Source organism: Phascolarctobacterium succinatutens (assembly GCF_023497905.1).
In the GTDB taxonomy this organism is placed as follows: domain Bacteria; phylum Bacillota; class Negativicutes; order Acidaminococcales; family Acidaminococcaceae; genus Phascolarctobacterium_A; species Phascolarctobacterium_A succinatutens.
The window spans coordinates 204,169-227,369 of the sequence record NZ_CP097284.1 but is presented as its reverse complement, the minus strand read 5'-3'; the positions used below and the strand labels follow the sequence as shown (position 1 = coordinate 227,369).

Here is a 23,201-nt window from a genome sequence, read left to right as displayed (position 1 = left end):
AGTAATTAAGATGTGAAACAAAACATACTAAAGCGGAGGTTCATGCTATGCAAATTATACCACAAACCACCCATCAGATGGAATCCATTTCGAAGAAAACTTCGCTGTTCTTCCACCAATATCGCATCGGCCAGATTTTGCGGTCTGCCAACGCATGCAAACTCAAGGGCTTTTCCGCTATTCTGGTGTTCCTTGTGCTCGTCAGCATCATCTTCGAGAACCGCTCGCTTTACATGCAACGCCGGCTTCACGAGGAATCCCTGCCGTTTGGCAAGGACACGGCCTACCGCTTCTTGAACTCCTGTCACACGAACTGGCGCAGGTTCACGCTGCTCCTTGCGGCGCGGATCATCAACGAAACCATCAAACCGTTGACAGACGCCGGACGTCGTTGCGCTATCATCGTCGACGATTCGCTCTTCAGCCGCTCGCGCTCCAAGCGCGTGGAACTCTTGGCGAACGTCTACGACCATGTGAGCCACCGTTATACGAAGGGCTTCCGCCTGCTCGTCCTTGGCTGGACGGATGGGAACACCTTCCTGCCGCTCACGTTCTGCCTCCTTTCGACATCGAAGGGAAAGAATCGTCTCAACGAGGCCGACGCGTCCGTCGATGCCAGGAGCAACGGCGGAAAGCAGCGCAAGCTCGCGCAGATGGAAGCGCCAGCCGTCGTCCTCAATTTGTTGCAGGAGGTCAAGGCGACAGGAATCCCCGCGCAGTACGTCCTCTTCGACACATGGTTCTGCTCGCCGTCGTCGCTGAAAGCCATCCATGACCTCGGCTATGACGTCACCGCTATGGCAAAGAAGAGCAAGAAGGTGCGCTACCTCTGCGAAGGGAAGATCTCGAACGTCAAGGCCATCTACAAGGAACACAAGAAACGCCGCGGACGCTCGCGTTACCTCCTGTCCGTCGATGCTGTCGCGACGAAACAGGGAGAATCCCTCGTGCCTGTGCGATTGGTCTTCGTGCGGAACCGCAACAAGCGGAAGGATTATCTCGTCCTCGTCACGACAGACCTCTCGCTTTCGGAGGAAGAAGTCATCCAGCTCTACGGGAAGCGCTGGGGCATCGAGGTGTTCTTCAAAGCGTGCAAGTCCTACCTGCGGCTCGGCAAGGATTGTCGTTCCGTCTCCTACGATGCGATGACGGCGCATGTCGCCGTCGTCTGCACACGATATATGCTCCTGGCTGTCGAGGAACGTGAGAACACGGATGGGCGAAGCCTCGGCGAGCTCTTCTATCTGGGGCTTGATGAGCTTCCGGACTTGAAGTACATGGAAGCGCTTCGCCTCGTGTTGCAGGAGTTTGCGGAGCAGCTTCGGGCAGAATATCCGTCAGAAGTCTTGCTGGTCGAATCGCTCTTGGAACGATTCCTGAACGATCTGCCCGCTCTTTGGATGAGTCGTCTGCGTGCACAGAAGTGTGCGTGAATGGCTTTCGACATTCAGTTCAAGCTGATTTATCAAGGCATACGGGATGTTTTCCGTGTGCGAAGTTTGAGTTAAGCAATTTTATTGGTCACTTTTATTATAATATGATTGAGAGGAAAATGCTATGCTTTTGCCTCTTTGGGTAAAATTAGCTTGAAATTTTGCTGAGAATATAAAAAGTCCGATTCGTCTGTGATGACAAATCGGACTTTTTTATGTGGCTAATTTTTTAGGCTTATACAATTATTCCTCAAAGTAGTTGTTGGCTTTATCATAAAGCGCAGCAACATCCTTGGAAGGACCGCCGCTGAGCAGGGAAACAATGACACCTGCTACAAGGCTGGCAAAAAAGCCGGGGATAATTTCGTAGATGCCGGTGGAGGCTGCCATAGTCAGGTACCAGCCGATGTCGACAACAGCACCGACGATGATGCAGGCTACCGCACCCTGGAAGGTGAAGCCGCGCCAGAAAAGGCTGAGCATGATAGCAGAACCGAAGGCTGCACCGAATACGCCCCAGGCGTTGGCAACCAGCTCCATAATGCTGCCTGCACGCGGAGAATCGGCAATAAGCAGAGCTACGAAGGAGATAACGAGTACAACGATACGTCCTGCCCAAAGCATTTCCTTGTCACCGGATTGGTATTTACGGATTACAGGTTTATAAACGTCGCTGGCAAAGGCAGAAGCGGAAGCGAGCAGCTGACTGGAAGCAGTACTCATGGAAGCTGCCAATACGCCGGAAAGCAGGATACCGCTCATCAGAGCCGGGAAAATGCTGCGAACCATGGCGATGAATACCAGAGAGTTTTGATTGATGTTCTCATCCATGCCCAGATACATACGGCCGACAACGCCTACCATGGTAGCGAAGAAGCAGATGAGGGCGGTCCAGCTGATAGCGATAACAGCGGATTTCTTCATTTCCTTCTGGGATTTGAGGGACATGAAGCGGATGATGATATGCGGCATACCGAAGTAGCCAAGCCCCCAGCCGAAGCCGGAGATAATATCAGAGGTTTTGGCAACCGGATTCCAGTAATCGGGCGGAATGCCGGCAACAGCCTGCGGATTGATTAAGGACACTGCGAAGATAGGTGCAATCAGCAGAGAACCGAGAATCATCAGGCCTTGATAGAAGTCAGTCCAGCAAACAGCGGAGAAGCCGCCTAAGAAGGTGTAGCCGATGATGATGAAGGCTGCCACATACATGGTGTAGGTCTGATCAATGCCGATAACGGTGTTGAACAGAGTACCGCAAGCCTTGATGCTTGATGCGGAATAAATAGTGTAGGCAATAAGGAAAACGATTGCACAGATTACCTGCAGCACATGGGACTTAGATAAAAAGCGGTTGCTGAGGTACTGCGGAATAGTGATGGCATCGTTTGCCACGATAGAAAAACGGCGCAGGCGCGGTGCTTGGAAAATCCAGCTTAAGGAATAGCCGGTGAGCAGGCCGATACTGATCCAGGCCTGACCGAGACCAAGAGCATAGATAGATGTCGGCAAGCCCATGAGCACCCAGGCGCTCATATCAGAAGCACCGGCAGAAAGAGCGGTTACCCACGGTCCCATCTGACGGCCGCCGAGGAAGTAGGTCTTTTCACCACCCTGACGATTTTTATAGAAGAACCAGATACCGATTGACAGCATGAATAGCAGGTAGACGATGAAGACTACCATTTCCGTATAATTCACAAACACCCCTCCAAAATTTAAGAATAGATAATGCTATTATACACTTAAACTTTAGGCTACTGCAAGTAAATAATAAAAATAAAATGCTTAATATGCAACGGACAGTGTTTTGAGGACTAATCCGAACACTGCTTGCTGCTGACTAAGCACTGAAAATTTACCATGTGAAATATGTATAAGCTGTAAAGAGAGTCAGAATGATGATTTCGCAAAGCAGAACCGGCTTAAGCGTTTTAAAAAAGTTGGCTTTGAAATAATCGACGGTGATAACAAGGCACATATGCGTCGGTGTGAGCATCTGACCGGCAATACCGAAGGCCATGGCAACGCCGGCCAGGTTCAGGCTGCCTGTCTGCATAGCGGCAACGATAGGCATAACGATAGCCACATGTCCCTGTGACATGCCGGTGAGCACGCCGATGATGAAGCTGACGCAGGCGATGATAACAGGCACCGGCAGCGGAGAGCTTTGGAAGGCTGCGACGATTTCCTGCAGCACGTGGGTGACGGTCAATATCTGAATGAAGTAGAGGATGCACAGCACATTGAGGAACATTTTGATGTCCAGAGCGCCGATAACAACATCCTTGAGGCCAACCTCGCGATTAGTAAAGCGAAGTACCAGAAACAGGCAGGCTGTGACCAGGCCCATGCCGGCGGAGGCGTTCAAGCCGCAGAATACTACGAGAATAAAGGTGATAATGACAGGCGAAAGCGCCAGCCATAAATCCTGCGTACCCTGACTGTCATTGGCAATAGTTTCGGTACGGCTGTTTTCCGCTTTGATGGGGCGGATGAGGACAAACCAGCCTGCGGAGAAGGCCAGTACGGTTAGCCAGGCCAGATGCAGAATGAATTCACCGTAGCTGACGCCGGCGATGTTGCAGGCCATAATCATACCGGGAATAATCGGGCTGGAAAATTCAAAGATATGGCGGAACCAGAAATTGATGGCAGCTTTATGCTCCTGTTCGATAGGCAGATTTTTGCTGGCTTCCTCTACAATAGGAGCCGAGAAGCGTGCGCCACCAAGTGACGGCAGCAGGCCTAAGAAGGCAGGCATCACGGCCAGGGTTACCTTAGCGCTGGAAAAGATGCGCTGCAGCGCCTGCACCATACCTGCCAATGCACCGCTGGTGCGCAGCTCGATTTCCAGGCACATGACAAAATAAAGGGCAAAAAGAATATCATAGGTGCGCGGCATTGTTAATGTTTCGCGTAATGCCTGTACCAGATACGGCAGCTCCGGTGCTTTCATCAGCCAGATAAAAATACCGCTGGTGAGCATACAGGGGCCGATGGGGATGTGACGCCTCAGCATGAGGATGATCATGAGCATGGCGATTGTAAGCAGAAGAAATATGTTCATAAACAGGTTTTCCTTTCGGTTGCGTAATTGTTGGCAAGTACCAAGTAATTGCTGATGATGTTTATTTATTATACACCCTGCCACAAAAAAATCATAATAAAACTGTAAAAAATCTTAGTATGGGATGCAAATAATGCTATAATGTAAGCAGAGATACAGAAACGGAGGTCAGATTATGCAGATAGAAAGATTAAGACTGAAGAATTTCCGTTGTTACGATGAGCTTGATATTGCTTTTGAACCTAAGCTGACAGTTATTGTAGGCGAAAACGGCAAGGGCAAGACGGCGATTTTTGATGCGCTGGCAATTGCTCTGGAGCCCTATCTGCGCAGCTTTGATGCCAGTGGCCGGCAAATTACTCCCCAGGATGTGCGGCGTGTGCCTGTTTATAAAAAGGATATGCGTCATATTGATGGTATGGAATGCCATTATCCGGTAGAAATTAAGCTGGAGGGTGAGGTTTACGGCAAAAAGCTTACCTGTAACCGCCGCCTGCTGGAGGGAAATGTGCCTGAGGATGATGCTGATGAGCTGTGCGAACGTGGCTGTGCATTGGCGCACGATGCCAAGGAGAACGGCAACAGGCTGTTGCCGGTGCTTGCCTATTACGGTACTCAGCGCATTTGGGTAGACAGCAAGCTGATGACAAATTTTCATAAATCGCTGATGGAACGCAATGTAGGCTACGAGGAATGCCTGGAGCCGTCTTCTTCCTACAGCACCTTCGGGAAATGGTTTGAGTATGTCACCAAGTGTGCGCAGTCAGAGCAGCAGTACAGCGCAGAGGTGAAGCGCAATGTGATGCTGAAGAATGCGATTCAGAACGCTGTCGACGTGTGTCTGGAAAGTACCGGCCTGCGTGATTTGTATTATAATTACCGCCTGAAATGCTTTGTTGTCAGTCATCCCGATATGGGTGAAATGGTGGTAGATGAATTGAGCGACGGCTTTCGCAGTATTATCAGCATGGTGGCTGACCTGGCCTATCGCATGGCGCGTCTGAATCCGCAGCTGCGTGAGGATGCGGTAACCAAGACTCCGGGGCTTGTATTGATTGATGAGGTAGAAATGCATCTGCATCCGCTGTGGCAGCAGACGGTACTGCTGGATTTACAGAAAACCTTCCCGATGGTACAGTTTGTAGTGACTACGCATAGTGCGCAGGTGCTTAGCAGCGTGCCGGCCGAGAGCATACGCGTATTGGCCTGGGGCAAGCAGTTCGAAGGCGTGCGCCACGTAGATTTTTCCTTGGGCGCCAACAGCTATCAGCTGCTGCAGGATATTCAGAATGTGAGCCCACGTCCGCAAGCTCTGCCGATTGTGCAGGATTTAAAGCGTTATCTGCAGCTGGTGAGCGAGGATGCCTGGGATACGCCGGAAGCGCTGGAACTGCGCAAAAAGCTGGATAAATGGTCCAAGGGCAAGGAGCCTGCTCTGCTGCGTGCGGATATGGATATCCGTATGCGTCAGTTCCGCAGGAGGCGCTCATGAAACGTGTTTATAAAAGCAAGGAAGAACCTGAGCTTCTCAGGCAGTACAGGCTGCATAATCCCGAGGAAACCTGGGAGCATTTCCGCCGTCGCTGCCGCAGGGGCTATAAACAGGTGCGGGAAGCAATTTTGCGTGACCAGCACGGCCTTTGCGCCTATTGTGAGGTAGGCATTAAGCTGGCGGATGAGGAAGGCGAGGTTGACGACTTCCGCGTGGAGCATTTTTATCCGAAAAATGCTACGCAGGAGCATGGGCACAACTATCATCTGGATTGGCGCAATCTGTTGGGCGTGTGCCACGGCGGCAGTCAGCCTTATGTGCCTGACCCCGAGTGGCGCTATTCAAGCCAGAAGCGTGACCGCAGCTGCGATGTGCCTAAGGGTGGGCGTGAAATTACAAACTATATCCTCAATCCGCTGAAGATTCCCGGCAAAATCCGTCTGTTCCGTTATGCGGAGCATAGCGGGCGGATGTACGTAGACGAAGATACCTGCCCCAAAGATTTGCAGGGTAAGGCGCGCAGCACTATCCGCGAGCTGAACTTGAACGCGCCGCGGCTGATGCGCATGCGTCGTGAGGTAATCCATACGCTGGAGGACCAGATAAGTGATGAGCTTAGTAAGGGCCGTGAGCTGGATGAAGTTTTGGAAATGTTGGCAACCATCTGTCTGGTGCCTGACTATAATGGCGTGACGCTGCCGTTCTTTTCCGTTATCCGTTGGTATCTGGGCGAGGCAGCGGAAGAAGTTATCCGTGCGAGCGGTGCTAAGCTGTAGCGTTCAAATCCTGTCTGCGATGCAGGCAGGATTTTTTTGTTGGATGAAGAATAATATAAAATGGTTCTTGAACAATGAAATTTTGCTAAATACACTATAAAAAAGGAGAATAGACAAATGCAAGTTACGAACAAGGCTTTTAAGGCCTACGATGTACGCGGCGTTTACCCCACAGAAGTTAACGAGGAAATGGCTTACCGTATGGGACGAATTTTTTCGGCAATGTTCGCTGCGGAAACTGTTGTTGTCGGACATGATATCCGCTTGAGCGGCAGAGCACTGGTGGATGCGCTGACGGAGGGACTGCGCCATGGCGGCACCAGGGTTATTGATATCGGCCAATGCGGTACGGAAATGATTTATTTTGCTACTGCTCATCTGAAAGCAGACGGCGGTATTATGGTTACTGCCAGCCATAATCCCAAGGAATATAACGGCATGAAGCTGGTACGCCGTGATGCACGTCCTGTTTCCAGCGATACCGGTCTGAAGGAAATCGGTGAGATGGTTGCTACAACCAAAGAGTTCGTGCATAAGGTAGTAGCAGGCAAAACTATGGGTGCTTTGGAGCATATGGATATTATGCCTGCCTATATCGAGCATTTGCTGACCTATGTTGATACAAGCGTGCTCAAGCCGATGAAAATTGTTGCTAACCCCGGCAATGGCGGTGCCGGTCCTATTTTGAAGGAGCTGGCGAAGCATCTGCCGTTTGAATTTATCACGTTGAACGAAACTCCTGACGGTACCTTCCCGAACGGTGTGCCCAACCCGTTGCTGCTGCCCAACCGTGAAGCTACGGCTAAGGTTGTACGTGAGAGCGGTGCGGATCTTGGTATTGCCTGGGATGGCGACTTCGACCGCTGCTTCCTCTTTGACGAGAAGGCAGATTTTATCGAGGGCTATTATATTGTCGGCCTGCTGGCGGAGGTTTTCCTGCACAATGAGCCGGGTGCAAAGATTATGTTCGACCCGCGCCTTACCTGGAACACCGAAGCTATTTTGCAGCGTGACGGCGGTGTGCCTGTACGCTGCAAGAGCGGTCATGCCTTTATGAAGGAATGCATGCGCAACAATGACGTGCTGTACGGCGGCGAAATGAGCGCGCATCATTATTTCCGCGATTTCTCCTGCTGCGACAGCGGCATGATTCCCTGGCTGCTGGTTACCGAGCTGATGTGCCGCAGCGGCAAAAAGCTTAGCGAGCTGGTAGGCGAGCGCGTTGCTATGTATCCCTGCAGCGGCGAAATCAACCGCAAGGTGGCAGATTCCGCAGCAGTGCTGGCTGAGTTGGGCAAAAAATATGCTGACGGCGAGCAGGACCATCTGGACGGCCTGAGCGTTGCCTATGACAACTGGCGCTTTAATGTGCGTGTATCAAATACGGAGCCTGTAATGCGCTTGAACGTAGAAACTAAGAGTGACAAGGAGCTGCTGGCGGCTAAGACTGCAGAGCTTTTGGAAGTTATCGGCGGAGAGGAAGCCTGATTTTAGATGCTTCCCGTAAAGCATCGCTTGCTGAGTCACCGCGATTTATAAATTGAGTCTATACAAGGAGATAAGATAAAATGTTTAAACCTGTACGTAAAGCCGTTATTCCGGCAGCAGGCCTGGGAACACGCTTCCTGCCTGCTACCAAAGCAACTCCGAAGGAGATGCTGCCTATTGTTGATAAACCGACCATCCAATATATTATCGAAGAGGCTCTTGCTTCCGGCATTGAGGACATCCTAATTATTACCGGCCGCAGCAAGCGTGCCATCGAGGATCATTTCGACCGCAGCATCGAGCTTGAGCTGAACCTGGAGGCCAGCGGCAAAACCAAGGAGCTGGAGCTGGTACGCAAAATTTCCGATATTCGCATTCATTATATCCGCCAAAAGGAACCGCGCGGACTTGGTCATGCTATTTTGTGCGCTAAGCATTTTGTTGGCGATGAGCCCTTTGCCGTACTGCTGGGCGATGATGTTGTTGACAGCCGGGTGCCTGCACTGAAGCAGCTAATTGATGTTTACGATAAAACCGGTGCCAGTGTTTTAGGTGTGCAGGAGGTGCCGCAGGAGAAGGTTTCTGCCTATGGCATTGTTGCCGGTGAACCGACTGATGAAGCACGTACCGTTAAGGTAAACGATATGGTAGAAAAGCCTGCAGTAGAAGAAGCACCCTCTCGTCTGGCGGTTTTGGGCCGTTATGTAATTACACCGGAAATTTTCCCGATTCTGGAGCAAACTCAGCCCGGCCGTGGTAATGAAATCCAGCTGACCGATGCGCTTAAGGTATTGGCTAAGGAGCAGCCGATGTATGCTTATGACTTTGTAGGCCGTCGTTATGACGTGGGCGATAAGCAGGGCTTCTTGGAGGCAACTGTAGAAATGGCGCTGAAGTGTCCTGAGCTGCGTGACAAGTTCCTGACTTATCTGCAGGGAATCGTTGCAAAGGAGAGCAAATAATTAATGAATATCCTTGTTACCGGCGGAGCAGGTTATATTGGCTCCCATGTAGTGGAGGAGCTGCAAAAGAGCGGCTTTACTCCTATTGTTTATGATAATTTTTCTACTGGCCATGAGGCGGCAGTGCCTGACGAAGTACAGCTGGTAGAGGGCGATATCCATGATGTGCGTTTTGCCAAGCACATTATGGAGCAGTTTAAAATTGATGCGGTGATTCATTTTGCTGCCAGCAGTCTGGTTGGCGAATCTATGACCGACCCGGCGAAATATTATTTTAATAATGTTGAAGGCAGCCTGCATCTTTTAGAGGCTATGCGTGGTGCAGGTGTGGACCGCATGGTATTTTCTTCTACCGCAGCTGTTTACGGTGAGCCGGAAGCAGTACCTATTACCGAGGACAGCCGTCTGGCACCGACCAATGTTTACGGCCGTACCAAGCTGGCGATTGAAGGCATGCTGGCAGATTATGACCATGCCTACGATATGCGTTATGTGGCTTTGCGTTATTTTAACGCTGCCGGTGCTTCTCCGACGCGCGATATCGGCGAGGACCACAGTCCGGAAAGCCATCTGATTCCGCTGATTCTGAAAACGGCGCAGGGCGTGCGCAAGCAGGTTTCTATCTTCGGTACCGATTATCCGACGGCTGACGGTACCTGTGTGCGTGATTATATTCATGTCTGCGATTTGGCGAAGGCGCATGTGCTGGCACTCAAACATCTTTTGAGCGGTGGCAGCAGCCGTGTGTATAATCTGGGCAGTGAAAACGGCTTTAGCGTACGCCAGATGATTGACAGCGCCAAAAAGGTTACCGGCGTTGACTTCCCCGTTGTGGAGAAGGAGCGTCGTGCCGGTGATCCCGCAGTGCTCATTGCTTCTTCGGCAAAAATCCGTGAGGAGCTTGGCTGGGAGCCGCAGCACAGCAGTGTAGATGAGGTTATCAGCACCGCGTGGAAGTGGCATAAGGGCCATCCGCATGGCTATTGCGGCTAAAAGTAAATAAGTGCATACTAAAAAACCGGTTTCCCAGGCTTTTAAGCTGATAGGGAAACCGGTTTTGTTATGTGCTGAGAAAGCTTTTCTTAACAATAACTGTCTAAGCTAAGCAATAACATTGCATAGCAGTCTGCTTATTTGCGTTTGTTGAGGAATTTGCCGATGTCGAAATGCTTGCCAGCCAGCAGGCAGTCGATACGTGCGGTAACTACATCGTTATTGCTGAGCTGACGCGCTTTAATCAGCGAGCGGCGGATGGCAGGCGTGATAAATTCCTGTCCCCAGTCATCGACGATACCGCAGGCAATGCCGCGCGGCAAATCGAAGATGGATTCCAGGGCAGCGCAGATAATAGCATCGCTTTCACCCGGATGTGTGTTGAGATAACGCAGCGGTACCAGCAGGTCGTTTTGTTCTACGCAGTAGCGGGGCAGGTCTGCTTCGATTTGACGCAGCACGCGTTCGGAGCGCTGCTCGCCTTCGTAGGAAAGTAGGTACGGGAACAGCGGTGTTTCGTCCGGATGTGCCAACCAAAAATCGAAAAGCCGCGGCCAAATGTCTATATCCAGCTCCACTGCCAGGTTGCACAGCTGATAATCAAGCTTATTGTCCTTGATTAAATCGCTGTCAATTTCAGGCTGCCAGTACTTGCGGTAGATGATTTTTTCGCAGGCGGCAATCTGCTCATGGCATTGGTTAAGCGTGAGCTGCCTATGGTTCTGCTCATCGCAAAGCTGCTGCAGCGCCGTAACGTAGCTGATTAAATCAAGTACATCCTCCGGTTTGCTGACATGTGCTTCGGCCTGCGCAAGCAGGCAGGTAAGCAGCTTGTTCAGATGGATATCGCTGATGTTGAACTGCTCTTCGATTACCTCTGCCGGGAAATGGTTGAGCATAATCAGATAATTGCCCACGATGATGACAGCGCTTTTATACTGTGCGTAGTTAAGCGGATGTGCCAGCTGTTCCTCTAAATGTGTTTCTCTGATGAATTTGACGGACAACGGCGGATATTCTACGTCGATATCGGGGCCGTTCTGCAGCAGCCAGAGGCGTTCCTCCTCATCACGGCAGTGGCAGTCGGTAATGCTGAAAACCTTGCCCCAGCCACTGGTGCAGCGGATAAGCTCCCAGATAGCGTTTTGCGGGTTGAAATTTGTTACGCGGCAGGAATATAAAAAGGCGAAGGTAAATTCCTCGCAGTGTGCTATGCGCAGCAAATCCTGCCACAGCTCCGGCTCCTGCTGACAAATTTTTTCCATGCCGTACATGCCGAAAAGCAGCAGGGCGAATTTAACATGCTCACGTCCGTCGGCGTTATAGAAAAAGCGTCGCGCCAGGTCGAAGGCAACACTGTTGATATCATTCTGGTCTAAAGCTTCGATAAAGGGGTCGCAATATTCCGCAAAGGCCATGCCCTTCAGTTCATTGTACAGTTTGCTGCGCTGCTGGGTGGTAGGCTCGTTCAGATAGGCCTGCAGCAGCTTGAGCAGTATGCTGGCGGATTTGGGATTGGGCAGGTTGCCCATTGTATAGTGAAAGGCATCCTCGGAGCCAAGGGGACGTGGAATGGTGGCGTAGCGGTCATCGCACAGATTGGTAGCAGTAAAGCGGCCATGCTCGTCCAGATAGCTGTTTACATATTGATAGATTGTCTGCTTCATGTGCTCACCTCGTAATAAAAATATGTATTGCAGCAAATAATGCTGTTTTAAAAAAGCAAAGAGTAACTATATCATAACATAGAGGAAAAATAATGACCAGCAAAAAAAGTAAGGCTGCCGTAGCAGCGGAAATCCGCCACGGCAGCAGCCTTAAGTTTAAGCGTATGCAATTTACATTTGAGTTTTTATTTCCAGGAGGCAGTCGCCGCTTTCTACGCGTTCGCCTGCAGCTACATGGATAGCGCTGACGATACCGGAAATCGGTGCCGAAAGCGTGGTTTCCATCTTCATAGCTTCGGTAACAATCAGCGGAGTGCCCTTGGTAACGGACTGGCCCTTTTCTACTAGCACCTTGACAACGGAGCCGGAAAGGGAAGCGCCGATTTCGCCCATGTTGCCCTTTTCTGCTTTCTTGCGGGTAACAGTGGTGGTCTTGGCGTTGCGGTCCTTGATTTCGATTTCACGCGGCAGGCCGTTGAATTCGAAGAAGACGGTGCGCATACCGGCAGCGTTGGCTTCGGATATGTGGTCCAGCTTGATAACGAGCACTTTGCCCTGTTCAATTTCAACCTTGATAACCTCGCCCGGAGTCATGCCGAAGAAGAAGGTAGGAGTATCGAGAACGGATACATCGCCGAATTGGTTGTAACGGTTTACCCAGTCGGTGAATACCTTAGGATAGAGGCAGTAAGCGCTCACTGCTTCGTCCGTAGTAGGTGCTTCAAGCTCTTTGAGCTTAGCGCGTACATCCTCAAAATCTACCGGAGGCAGTACAGCGCCAGGACGCTCGCTGATAGGTGCGCGTCCTTTGAGCACCAGCTTCTGCAGCTTTTCGGGAAACCCTTGGTACGGAGTGCCGATGCGTCCTTCGAAGAATTCCACAACGGAGGCCGGGAAGTCCAGAATATCGCCCTTAGCATATACATCTTCTTCCGTCAGGTCGTTCTGTACCATGAAGAGTGCCATGTCACCGACAACCTTGGAGGATGGAGTAACCTTGATTAAATCGCCGAACATCATGGATACGCGGTGATACATATCCTTGATTTCCTCCCAACGATGGATGAGGCCCAGAGCTTGTGCCTGCTGTTTGAGGTTGGTATATTGTCCGCCGGGCATTTCGTGTACGTAAACCTCGGGGTTGGGGAAGTTTTCGGTTCTGTCGGCTGCCTTGTAGTAGGGACGCACGGTTTCCCAATAACGGGACAGCTCGTTCATAGCGTCTACGTCAAGACGCGGTTGACGCGGATGACCGCTGAGTGCGTAGTACAGGCTGCTGCCGCTGGGTTGGGAGGTACCGTTGCTCATGGCGCTCATAGCAGTATCTACGATATCAACGCCGGCATCAATAGCACGCGCGTAGGTGTAGATAGCGTTGCCGCTGCCTTCATGGGTGTGCAGATGGATAGGTACGTTGACGTAGGATTTGAGGCTGCTTACCAGGCGGTAAGCTGCTTCCGGCTTCAACAGGCCTGCCATATCCTTGATGGCGATAATGTTGGCGCCGGCTTTTTCCAGCTCCTTAGCCATATTGATGTAGTAATGTAAATCGTATTTATCGCGGTTGGGGTCGAGAATATCGCCGGTGTAGCACAGTGCTGCCTCTGCTACCTTGCCGCATTCGCGGACGGTGTCAATCGACAGGCGCATATTGTCCAGACCGTTGAGGCTGTCGAAGATACGGAAAACGTCGATACCGTTTTTGGCTGCCAGCTTAATGAACTGCTTAACAACATTATCCGGATAGCTGGTGTAGCCTACGGCGTTGGCACCGCGCAGCAGCATCTGGAAGAGAATGTTCGGTGCAGCCTGACGGAACTGTGCCAGACGCTGCCAGGGGCTTTCGTCGAGGAAGCGATAGGCTACGTCGAAGGTAGCGCCGCCCCAGCATTCAAAGGAGAAAAGTCCGGGCAGCTTGCCGGCGGTGTCACGCATAACGCGCAGCATATCGGCAGTACGCAGACGGGTGGCGAAGAGGGACTGATGCGCATCACGGAAGGTGGTGTCTGTGAGCAGAATCTCCTGCTGTGCCAGTACCCATTCAGCAAGACCTTCAGGTCCGCGGGTATCGAGAACGTGCTTAGCACCCAGCGCCAGAATGCCATTGTAGGGCTTGGGCATATTCAGCGGAGCAAAGTCAGGCTTCGGCTGTACGCCGACGTTAGAGTAACCGTTGACGGTGATATCGGCAATGTAGTTCAGCAGCTTGTTGCCGCGGTCCAAGGTTTTTTGGAAGACAAACAGCTCCGGTGTATTATCAACAAAGTCGGTAGTATAATCGCCCTTGATGAAGTGCGGGTTCTGCAGTACGTTTTCCAAAAACTGGATATTGGTTTTGACGCCGCGGATACGGAATTCTTTCAAGCAGCGCAGCATCTTGGTAATTGCAATCTGGTGAGTGAGGCCCCAGGTGGTAGCCTTAACCAGCAGAGAATCGTAGTACGGAGTGATGACGGAGCCGGTGAAGGCGTTGCCGCCGTCTAGACGGATGCCGAAGCCGCCGCCGCTGCGGTAGGTAATCAGCTTGCCGGTATCGGGCATAAAGTTATTGGACGGGTCCTCTGTGGTAATACGGCATTGGATAGCGTGGCCGATGGTTGTCAGCTCATCCTGCTGCGGCAGGGCGATTTCCGGGCCGTGCAGGTTGTACCCCTCAGCAATTTTGATTTGTGTTTGCACAATGTCGATACCGGTAATCTGCTCGGTAACGGTGTGTTCAACCTGAATGCGGGGGTTAACCTCGATGAAGTAGAACTTGCCGTCGGGAGTAGCCAAAAATTCTACGGTGCCGGCGCTGATGTAGTCAACATTTTTCATCAGCTTGACAGCAGCCTCGCAGATAGCTTTGCGCTGTTCTATAGGCAGGGCGAAGGCCGGAGCAATTTCAACCAGCTTCTGGTGGCGGCGCTGTACGGAGCAGTCGCGCTCGAACAGATGCATTAAATTGCCGTGGGTATCGCCGATAATCTGTACTTCAATGTGTTTCGGATTTTGCAGATATTTTTCCAGATATATTTCATCATTGCCAAAGGCTTTTTTAGCTTCGCTTTTAGCCATGTCGTAGGCAGTTATGGCTTCTTCGGCGCTGTGAACAACGCGCATACCGCGGCCGCCGCCGCCGTTGACTGCTTTAATGATGATAGGATAACCGCATTTTTCGCCAAAGGCCAGTACCTCATCGAGGCTGTTTACTGTACCCTTGCTGCCGGGAATCATGGGGATGCCTGCCAGCTCGGCTTGCTTACGGGCGTTGATTTTGTCGCCGAACATTACCAGGTGTTCCAGACGCGGGCCGATGAAAATCAGGCCTTCCTCAGCACAGCGGCGTGCTAAATTACTGTTTTCGGATAAAAAGCCATAACCGGGATGGATGGCATCTACGTCATGCTCCTTGGCTATGCGCAGAATGTCTTCGATATCAAGATAAGCGTCGGTCGGACTTTTGCCTTCGCCTACCATGTAGGCCTCGTCGGCTTTATTGCGATGCAGGGACAGGGTGTCCTCCTTGGAATATATAGCAACAGTACGGATTCCTAATTCGTTGCAGGCGCGGAAAACGCGGATAGCGATTTCGCCGCGGTTAGCAACTAAAACTGTATTAATTTTAGGCATAAGTTTGACCTCCTTAGATAGTTACAAGCTAATTGTATAGAAAATGACATGTAAATTCAAGGGATAGGACGCATGTATACAAGTATTCTTGCAGGGGACGGGGAGAGTGTGATTTTTTAACACTTTTTGTGTTGACGATACAATCAGCTTCACATTTTTTTCGTTTGTTTATTGCTATAAATAGGTATACAATAATACTTATAAAGCATAGCGAGGAGATGAAATGATGAACGATAACAATGATAAAAAACGGCCATTGACGTATTATTATATGCTGATGCTGGTTTTGATTCTGGTATTCAATTCCGTAATCATGCCAATGTTCTTTAACCCGAAAATGAAGGAGGTTTCCTATAATAATTTTCTTCAGATGGTGGATGAAGGCAAGGTATCTAAGGTAGAAATTACCGATAAGCGTCTGGCTGCGGTTGATAAGAACAACGAAAAAGAAATTTACGTTACAGGCAGAGTGGAAGACCCGGAGCTGGCTAACCGTCTGATGAAGAGTAAGGTAGAATTTACGCAGGTTGTGCCTAAGGAACAAAGTCCTCTGGTAACCTTTTTCACCAATTGGGTACTGCCGATTCTGATTTTCTTTGGCCTGGGACAGTTATTTATGTACTTCATGGGCAAGCGCATGGGCGGCAACGCCATGAGCTTCGGCAAGAGCAATGCCAAGGTCTATGTGGAAGCGCAGACAGGCAAAAGCTTTGCCGATGTAGCAGGTCAGGACGAGGCTAAGGAAGCACTGATGGAGCTGGTGGATTTTCTGCATAATCCAGGCAAGTACAAGGATATCGGTGCTAACATGCCGAAGGGTGCATTGCTGGTAGGCCCTCCCGGTACGGGTAAAACCTTGCTGGCGCGTGCGGTAGCAGGTGAAGCCAAGGTGCCGTTCTTCAGCATCAGCGGCAGTGAATTTGTAGAAATGTTCGTTGGCATGGGCGCTGCCCGTGTGCGCGATTTGTTCAAGCAGGCGCAGGAAAAGGCACCTTGCATAGTATTTATCGATGAAATCGATGCCATCGGCAAACGCCGTGATAACGGCCAGTTCGGCGGCAATGATGAACGCGAGCAGACTTTGAATCAGCTGCTGAGCGAAATGGACGGCTTTGACGGCAGCAAGGGTGTAGTTATTCTGGCAGCTACCAACCGTCCGGAATCTCTGGATAAGGCGCTGCTGCGTCCGGGACGTTTTGACCGTCGCATTCCTGTTGAGCTGCCAGATCTGAAAGGCCGTGAGGCTATCCTGAAGGTTCATGCACGTAATGTGCGTATGGCAGACAATATCGATTACGGTACGTTGGCGCGGGCAACAGCCGGAGCCAGCGGTGCGGAGCTCGCCAACATTATCAACGAGGGTGCGTTGCGCGCTGTAAAAATGCATCGTAACGTGGTGGAGCAGGAAGATCTGGAGGAATCCATTGAAACCGTTATCGCCGGTTATCAGCGTAAGGGTGCGGTAATTTCTCTCGCAGAGAAAAAGGTTATTGCCTACCACGAAATTGGCCATGCACTTGTTGCTGCTATGCAGAAGCACAGTGCTCCGGTTCATAAGATCACTATTATTCCGCGTACCAACGGCGCTTTAGGCTACACCATGCAAATCAGCGAAAATGACAGCGTGCTGATGACCAAGGAAGAGCTGTTCAACAAGATTGTAACTATGACCGGCGGCCGCAGTGCCGAGGAGGTTGTTTTCGGCAGCATTACTAGCGGCGCTTCCAATGATATCGAGCAGGCAACCAAGCTGGCACGCAGCATGGTAACGCGTCTGGGTATGACGGAAGAATTTGATATGATGGCTACCGAGGTTGTGGCCAACCGTTATCTGGGCGGTGACGCTGCCCTGCAGTGCAGTGAAACTACAGCCGGCAAGATTGATGCCAAGGTTTTGGCGTTGATTAAGGAGGCTCACGCAAAGGCACGCACGATTTTGCAGGACAACAGAAATAAGCTGGATGTACTGGCACAGTACCTGCTTGAAAAGGAAACTATCACCGGCGAGCAGTTTATGGCTTTGCTGCAGCAGGAGCAGGCTAAAGAAAATGCAGAGGAGAAAACTCCGGAAGAATAACAATTACAAGCTTAAACGCAGTTACGTATTCCGTAAAACGGCAACGTGACTGCGTTGTTTTTTTGCACGCAGCGTTAATCGCGAAAAAAAATAAAAAAATTAAAATTAGCTATTGCTAACTGTAAAAATATGTGCTACAATAATCGTGAAGTTAGTGATGGCTAACCAATGTATATCGTCCCTTCATGATTTTGCATTGCAGCCTTGACCTTTGACCTTGATAATTTCCTTAAGTGCATTGGTTAGCTCCTCTACTTTTAAACGAGCTGCTATTTGCTTTTTAAGCAAATTCATATTTTCTCCTCCAAAAACAGACAGAACGCTGAAAATCCGTTAGGCAAGCGGGTTTCGGCGTTCTGTTTTGTTATAGGCGCAACACTTCTGCAACACTTTATAATTTGTCCAGCATTGCGGCAAGTGCGTTATCTTGGTTTTTGTATAAGTGTCCGTAGGTGTTCAGCGTGGTTTTTATATCGTCATGCCCTAGCCGTTCAGATACGGCCTTTATATTTGCGCCGTTGTTTATCAGCAAGCTGGCGTGACTGTGTCGCAGGTCATGCACTCTGATTTTTTTTACATCAGCGCCAGCGGCTGCCAGCTTAATAACATAGGCAAGGTGGTTTCCGTTCAAGCCAATAAAAATAGTATCTCGTGGCTGTGGTTCGTATAGTGTCGCTATGTAGGCATTTAACACGGCACTAGCCTTGCAAGGAATAGTGACTGTTCTTCTTGACTTTGGTGTCTTTGGTGGCGCTATTACATAGCCTGTGGCCGTGCGTGACAGTGTCTTTGTTACTGTTATGGTATTGGCTTTGTTATCATAGTCTGCGACTGTCAGCGCCAATAATTCACCAACACGCAGGCCGCTATAAAATAATACTGTCAAGGCTGCTTTGTCCTGCAATGCCTGTACCTGTTCAATAGCCTTTTCGAATTCTTCCAGCGTCCAATAGCTGGAGCTATCTGCCTTGCGTTTTCCAATACCGCCAGCAATGCAGGCTACGTTCCTTGCAAGGCCGTAATATTTTACGGCGAAATTAAATATTGCTGAAAGCTGGCTGTGAATCCGTCGGCAAGAAGTAGGCTTGTACTTTGTCAGCAATTCATTTTGCCATTGCCGGACGTGCGCTGGCGTTATGTTGCCTATGTTGTCGAATCTCTGAAAGAACGGCAGTATGGAATGTTGAAAAAGTGAATCCTTGCTGATCACTGTACTTTCTTTCAGCCTTGCCCGGCAATCAGCTATATATAATTCATACAAGGCCTTAAAACTCATGCAGTTTGTGCCGTGCTGTTGGTTTAGAAAATCTCGTTCGGCTGCTTTGGCGTCCCTAGCTAATTTAAAGCCACGAGTATATTTTCTGTGTGACTTGCCTTGCCAATCTTTATAGGTGCAGACAAAGTAATATTTTCCTGTGGCCTTGTCTTGGTATACTGACATGGTTGTTCCCCCTTAGTAAAAAGGCCGCTGCTTTGGTGCGCGGCCTTTGCTGTGTATATCTAGTGTTGTGTCGCTCTATGCGCCCATTGTGCAGCTGCAATCAGTTTATCAAGTTTCTGATGCTCCCGGGTGCTGTTGCTTAGCAGGCTATATTTTTTATAGGCTTCTTCATACCGCTTCTGTGAAAAATCGTCGCTGCCTTGCTGCAGTACATCGTGATGAAGCAGGAATAAAGCATCATGTGCACGCTGGCGGAAAAGCTCATTGTGCAGGTTATCCGCTAAAGCATCGCATAACATAAGCGCTATGGCGTATATGTCGCCGCCACTCTCCAGCGCCTTAATAATGGCCTGTGTGCGGTCTTTGGTTATTGCATTGCCTGCAGGCTCTGTTTGGCGCTGTGGTTGTTGTAGCAGTTTGCTAAAATCAAGCTTCATTTTTCCGTTCCCTTCTGTCTACAGTTTTAATTTTGGCACTTGCTTTACTTCATCTCGGCAATCCATGAAACAGTTAAACATATTGCAGCTATCGACTGTGGCCGTAGTAAAGGGCGCTGCCGTCCTGCATTTCAAGATTTTTATATCAACCTTTACCGGTTCGCCGTGGCGCTGGCGTGCGTTGTTCTGCTTGAAAACTGCAAGCCTTTTTTTCTTTGCTTCTTTTGTGTCCCCTTTGCAATCGTCCGGAATGGCAGCTTCCAGCGCTAATAATACATCTGCCGTATATTCGATATTGCCGCTTTCTTTGAACGATGCCATATTCAAGCCGCCGTCATAGCTGGCGCGGTTCATGCTGCTTATGGCCACTACCGGAATTTTAAAGTCACGGCTGATGTCCTTCAGCGCCTTAATGGCAGCATCCATTTTTTGCTTGTCGGTGTTCTGCGTTGTGTCTGCTATGGTCAATAGCTGCATATAGTCTATAAACACTACCGGCGGCCGTCCGTGGCGCTGTTGGTGCTGCTTTACTAGCTGCCTTACCTTTGCGGCGTTCACGTCTTGCATACCTTCCACGATATACAAGCACTTTGCTTCATGCTCTGTGTAGGCCGTGGCTGCTTCCATGAATGTTTTGCTTTGTGCCTGGGTGGCAATATCGCAACGCAGCACGTCAAGCGTTGTTCTTGCAACAGCTAATAGGCTTTCACGGTTTGCGCCGTATTCTATACACTGCTGATATGTACGGCGGCTGATGCTCTTTGCCGTCAATTCGTCCGCGCTCATTTCCAGGCTGATATATAATACATCGTCCCCAGCCGATGCTATTGTATCCGCTATCTGCAGTACAAGGGTAGTTTTACCAAATCCGCTCATAGCTCCTATACAGTAAAGGCCTTCACGTAGGCCGCCGTTCAGCGCCTTGTCTAATGCCTTCAAGCCGGTGCTATAGGTTTTGGCGTTCCTGCCTTCTTTAATGCGGTGCAAAAATTCCTGCATTTTGTAGCGCGCTGGCAGGCTGTTTTTGTCGAATTGCAGAATGTGGCGGTATATATTGCGTTCCAGCGCGTCCCGGTCTGCGTTCAGTTCATCGTTAATGTCTTTGTAGCCGTCAATGTGTTCATAGGCCGCCGCTTTTATGGCGCGGCCTTTTAATTCATGCAGCAGCTTCCGGCAGGTTTCTTTGCCGCGTTCGTCTGCGTCTGTGGCAATGATAAGCGGCCTTTGAAAGCCTTCTATGCCTTCTATAGCCTGCAGCAGCTTGTTTATATCTACACCGCCAATGGCAACAGCGTCTGCGTGCTCATACTCCATAATGCTTAACGCGTCTATCTGCCCTTCAGTGACGAATAACGGCGCGTCCGTAGGCTCATAGAGTGCAGGCAGATTGTATACCGGTTCAGCGCCAGCAACTTCTTTTTTGGGTTTCCGGTACTCTTTGCCCTCTGTGCTTCTCGTGATGTAGTAATTATATACGTCCTCTTTGCCGGTAGAGTAGGGAATAAGCACGCTATTAGCCTGCAGGCCGTACTTTTTAGCAAGTTCCGGGGTAATATATCCCAGCTTATGCTTTTCTATCGTGGCAGCACTCAAGCCGCGATTGATAAAATAATCAGTCTGCGATACATTCCCGGCAGCTTCCTTTACTAGCTGGCTGAAATCTGCTTTGTTTTGTGTGTCGCTTTCAGATTTGCCCTGTGGCGTGTTTTGAATTTTGGCAGGATAAGCGGCCACGCTATTCATAACCGGAATAGGTTTCGTAGCTGTGGCGGTGCGTTCCTGTGCGTCTGTGGGTTCGTCCTGCAAATTGTATCCCACTGCATCCGCTACGATGTTAGCCACTTTGTTAAAATCGCTTTTGGAATCAAGGTTGTTTACCAGCGCCGCCAGCTCGAATACATCGCCGCCGTGGTTGCAGGAAAAGCACTTCCAGCTTTGGCCGTTCGGTGCGATACTGAAAGCGCTAGTATGGTGTATACCGGTTCCGCTGCCGCAAATAGGGCAGTTATATTTGCCGCCATTACCTTTTTCTGCCATGGCCTGTAAATAATTAGCAAGCCTGCCTTTCAGCGCTTGCTTATCTTGTTCGTTAATCATCGTTCGTTCAGCTCCTTTTTTATATGCCTGTAATAGCAGCAGACGCCGCCTTTGAAGAAGGCGTCTGCATTGCTGTTTAAAATGTTAATAACTCAAACTTCGCAGGTAAAAATCCCCTGCACCCCTTGAAAGTCCAGGCTTTGTAAACAGAAAAATAGCATGAGTCTTGCCAGTTTGGTATAATTATGTTGGCTCAAAAACATACCAAGCACCGGAGGCTCATGCTATGAAAAGTATATCACAAACCACCCAGCAGATGGAATCCATCTCGAAGAAAACTTCGGCGTTCTTCCGTCGTTATCATGTCGGCCAGATTCTGCGCGCGGCCAACGCTTGCAAGCTCAAAGGATTTTCCTCCATTCTCGTTTTCCTCGTGCTCGTAAGCATCATCTTCGAGAACCGCTCGCTCTATATGCAGCGCCGACTTCACGAGGATTCGCTGCCGTTCGGCAAGGACACGGCTTACCGCTTCTTGAACTCCTGCCACACGAACTGGCGCAAGTTCACGCTGCTTCTTGCGGCGCGGATCATCAACGAAACCATCAAGCCGCTGACGGATGCCGGCCGGCGTTGTGCCATCGTCGTCGACGATTCGCTCTTCAGCCGCTCGCGTTCCAAGCGCGTGGAACTCTTGGCGAACGTCTACGACCATGTGAGCCGCCGCTATACGAAGGGCTTCCGCTTGCTCGTCCTCGGCTGGACGGACGGGAACACGTTCCTGCCACTCACGTTCTGCCTTCTTTCAACCTCGAAGGAAAAGAACCGGCTCAATGAGGCCAGCGCATCCGTCGATGCAAGAAGCAACGGCGGAAAGCAGCGCAAGCTCGCGCAGATGGAAGCGCCAGCCGTCGTCCTCAATTTGTTGCAGGAGGTCAAGGCGACAGGAATCCCCGCGCAGTACGTCCTCTTCGACACATGGTTCTGCTCGCCGTCGTCGCTGAAAGCCATCCATGACCTCGGCTATGACGTCACCGCTATGGCAAAGAAGAGCAAGAAGGTGCGCTACCCCTGCGAAGGGAAGATCTCGAACGTCAAGGCCATCTACAAGGAACACAAGAAACGCCGCGGACGCTCGCGTTACCTCCTGTCCGTCGATGCTGTCGCGACGAAACAGGGAGAATCCCTCGTGCCTGTGCGATTGGTCTTCGTGCGGAACCGCAACAAGCGGAAGGATTATCTCGTCCTCGTCACGACAGACCTCTCGCTTTCGGAGGAAGAAGTCATCCAGCTCTACGGGAAGCGCTGGGGCATCGAGGTGTTCTTCAAAGCGTGCAAGTCCTACCTGCGGCTCGGCAAGGATTGTCGTTCCGTCTCCTACGATGCGATGACGGCGCATGTCGCCGTCGTCTGCACACGATATATGCTCCTGGCTGTCGAGGAACGTGAGAACACGGATGGGCGAAGCCTCGGCGAGCTCTTCTATCTGGGGCTTGATGAGCTTCCGGACTTGAAGTACATGGAAGCGCTTCGCCTCGTGTTGCAGGAGTTTGCGGAGCAGCTTCGGGCAGAATATCCGTCAGAAGTCTTGCTGGTCGAATCGCTCTTGGAACGATTCCTGAACGATCTGCCCGCTCTTTGGATGAGTCGTCTGCGTGCACAGAAGTGTGCGTGAATGGCTTTCGACATTCAGTTCAAGCTGATTTATCAAGGCATACG

The 23,201-nt window shown here is 50.5% G+C and carries 15 protein-coding genes; 8 read left to right on the top strand and 7 right to left on the bottom strand.

The features are described from left to right. The first annotated feature begins 47 nt into the window (after positions 1-47). Positions 48-1,433 (top strand): IS4 family transposase, encoded by a 1,386-nt coding sequence (locus M5E81_RS01100; protein ID WP_249747153.1) that lies wholly within the window; start codon positions 48-50, stop codon positions 1,431-1,433. A gap of 243 nt (positions 1,434-1,676) precedes the next feature. On the opposite strand, the gene M5E81_RS01095 is transcribed toward M5E81_RS01100, so the two are convergent. Together M5E81_RS01095 and M5E81_RS01090 are read right to left on the bottom strand one after the other, a co-directional pair. Further along, a complete protein-coding gene (locus tag M5E81_RS01095; protein WP_040564819.1) occupies positions 1,677-3,134 on the bottom strand; it encodes a sodium/proline symporter in 1,458 nt (485 codons plus the stop codon). Positions 3,135-3,291: 157 nt separating this feature from the next. Then, the gene (locus M5E81_RS01090) at positions 3,292-4,503 is read right to left on the bottom strand and encodes a DUF401 family protein (RefSeq protein WP_249747664.1); all 1,212 of its coding nucleotides are present in this window, start codon (positions 4,501-4,503) and stop codon (positions 3,292-3,294) included. Positions 4,504-4,678: 175 nt separating this feature from the next. On the opposite strand from M5E81_RS01090, the gene M5E81_RS01085 reads away from it, so the two are divergent. The 5 genes from M5E81_RS01085 (at position 4,679) to galE (ending at position 10,214) form a co-directional block, all read left to right on the top strand. Beyond that, complete coding sequence (locus M5E81_RS01085) at positions 4,679-5,995, top strand: AAA family ATPase (protein ID WP_249747663.1); 1,317 nt, start codon at positions 4,679-4,681, stop codon at positions 5,993-5,995. Next, positions 5,992-6,771 carry a retron system putative HNH endonuclease gene (locus M5E81_RS01080; protein WP_249747662.1) on the top strand — a complete coding sequence of 260 codons (780 nt, stop codon included), beginning with the start codon at positions 5,992-5,994 and terminating at the stop codon, positions 6,769-6,771. The genes M5E81_RS01085 and M5E81_RS01080 overlap by 4 nt, the downstream gene beginning before the upstream one ends. 117 nt (positions 6,772-6,888) lie before the next feature. Continuing rightward, on the top strand, positions 6,889-8,259 hold the full coding sequence (locus M5E81_RS01075; RefSeq protein ID WP_249747661.1) for a phosphohexomutase domain-containing protein: 1,371 nt from the start codon (positions 6,889-6,891) through the stop codon (positions 8,257-8,259). An 80-nt stretch (positions 8,260-8,339) separates the two neighbouring features. Next, positions 8,340-9,221 carry a UTP--glucose-1-phosphate uridylyltransferase GalU gene (galU, locus tag M5E81_RS01070; protein WP_249747660.1) on the top strand — a complete coding sequence of 294 codons (882 nt, stop codon included), beginning with the start codon at positions 8,340-8,342 and terminating at the stop codon, positions 9,219-9,221. A 3-nt stretch (positions 9,222-9,224) separates the two neighbouring features. After that, positions 9,225-10,214: a UDP-glucose 4-epimerase GalE gene (galE, locus tag M5E81_RS01065; protein WP_249747659.1), complete on the top strand. Its 990-nt coding sequence runs from the start codon at positions 9,225-9,227 to the stop codon at positions 10,212-10,214. Positions 10,215-10,351: 137 nt separating this feature from the next. Here the strand turns inward: galE and M5E81_RS01060 are convergent, their stop codons facing one another. Both M5E81_RS01060 and pyc read right to left on the bottom strand, forming a co-directional pair. Continuing rightward, positions 10,352-11,881, bottom strand: a complete 1,530-nt coding sequence (locus M5E81_RS01060) for a hypothetical protein (protein WP_249747658.1) — start codon at positions 11,879-11,881, stop codon at positions 10,352-10,354. A 171-nt stretch (positions 11,882-12,052) separates the two neighbouring features. Next, positions 12,053-15,493, bottom strand: a complete 3,441-nt coding sequence (pyc, locus tag M5E81_RS01055) for a pyruvate carboxylase (protein WP_249747657.1) — start codon at positions 15,491-15,493, stop codon at positions 12,053-12,055. 226 nt (positions 15,494-15,719) lie between these two features. On the opposite strand from pyc, the gene ftsH reads away from it, so the two are divergent. Next, on the top strand, positions 15,720-17,570 hold the full coding sequence (ftsH, locus tag M5E81_RS01050; protein WP_040564822.1) for an ATP-dependent zinc metalloprotease FtsH: 1,851 nt from the start codon (positions 15,720-15,722) through the stop codon (positions 17,568-17,570). Between the two features lie 391 nt (positions 17,571-17,961). Here the strand turns inward: ftsH and M5E81_RS01045 are convergent, their stop codons facing one another. From M5E81_RS01045 to M5E81_RS01035, 3 genes are read right to left on the bottom strand one after another with little or no spacing between them, the layout of a single operon-like run. Next, a complete protein-coding gene (locus tag M5E81_RS01045) occupies positions 17,962-19,011 on the bottom strand; it encodes a site-specific integrase (RefSeq protein ID WP_249747656.1) in 1,050 nt (349 codons plus the stop codon). Positions 19,012-19,070: 59 nt separating this feature from the next. Beyond that, complete coding sequence (locus M5E81_RS01040; protein WP_249747655.1) at positions 19,071-19,448, bottom strand: hypothetical protein; 378 nt, start codon at positions 19,446-19,448, stop codon at positions 19,071-19,073. Positions 19,449-19,466: 18 nt separating this feature from the next. Next, positions 19,467-21,545, bottom strand: a complete 2,079-nt coding sequence (locus M5E81_RS01035; RefSeq protein ID WP_249747654.1) for a DnaB-like helicase C-terminal domain-containing protein — start codon at positions 21,543-21,545, stop codon at positions 19,467-19,469. 226 nt (positions 21,546-21,771) lie between these two features. Here M5E81_RS01035 and M5E81_RS01030 point away from each other — a divergent pair, with 226 nt between their 5' ends. Then, the gene (locus M5E81_RS01030; RefSeq protein WP_249747014.1) at positions 21,772-23,157 is read left to right on the top strand and encodes an IS4 family transposase; all 1,386 of its coding nucleotides are present in this window, start codon (positions 21,772-21,774) and stop codon (positions 23,155-23,157) included. The last annotated feature ends 44 nt before the right edge of the window (positions 23,158-23,201 follow it).

What these genes read in the sequence shown, in the direction of transcription:
- M5E81_RS01100 (WP_249747153.1), top strand. Translation starts at nt 48, where the DNA reads ATGCAAATTATACCACAAACCACCCATCAGATGGAATCCATTTCGAAG.
- M5E81_RS01090 (WP_249747664.1), bottom strand. Translation starts at nt 4,503, where the DNA reads ATGAACATATTTCTTCTGCTTACAATCGCCATGCTCATGATCATCCTC.
- M5E81_RS01085 (WP_249747663.1), top strand. Translation starts at nt 4,679, where the DNA reads ATGCAGATAGAAAGATTAAGACTGAAGAATTTCCGTTGTTACGATGAG.
- M5E81_RS01080 (WP_249747662.1), top strand. Translation starts at nt 5,992, where the DNA reads ATGAAACGTGTTTATAAAAGCAAGGAAGAACCTGAGCTTCTCAGGCAG.
- M5E81_RS01075 (WP_249747661.1), top strand. Translation starts at nt 6,889, where the DNA reads ATGCAAGTTACGAACAAGGCTTTTAAGGCCTACGATGTACGCGGCGTT.
- galU (WP_249747660.1), top strand. Translation starts at nt 8,340, where the DNA reads ATGTTTAAACCTGTACGTAAAGCCGTTATTCCGGCAGCAGGCCTGGGA.
- galE (WP_249747659.1), top strand. Translation starts at nt 9,225, where the DNA reads ATGAATATCCTTGTTACCGGCGGAGCAGGTTATATTGGCTCCCATGTA.
- M5E81_RS01060 (WP_249747658.1), bottom strand. Translation starts at nt 11,881, where the DNA reads ATGAAGCAGACAATCTATCAATATGTAAACAGCTATCTGGACGAGCAT.
- pyc (WP_249747657.1), bottom strand. Translation starts at nt 15,493, where the DNA reads ATGCCTAAAATTAATACAGTTTTAGTTGCTAACCGCGGCGAAATCGCT.
- ftsH (WP_040564822.1), top strand. Translation starts at nt 15,720, where the DNA reads ATGAACGATAACAATGATAAAAAACGGCCATTGACGTATTATTATATG.
- M5E81_RS01045 (WP_249747656.1), bottom strand. Translation starts at nt 19,011, where the DNA reads ATGTCAGTATACCAAGACAAGGCCACAGGAAAATATTACTTTGTCTGC.
- M5E81_RS01040 (WP_249747655.1), bottom strand. Translation starts at nt 19,448, where the DNA reads ATGAAGCTTGATTTTAGCAAACTGCTACAACAACCACAGCGCCAAACA.
- M5E81_RS01035 (WP_249747654.1), bottom strand. Translation starts at nt 21,545, where the DNA reads ATGATTAACGAACAAGATAAGCAAGCGCTGAAAGGCAGGCTTGCTAAT.
- M5E81_RS01030 (WP_249747014.1), top strand. Translation starts at nt 21,772, where the DNA reads ATGAAAAGTATATCACAAACCACCCAGCAGATGGAATCCATCTCGAAG.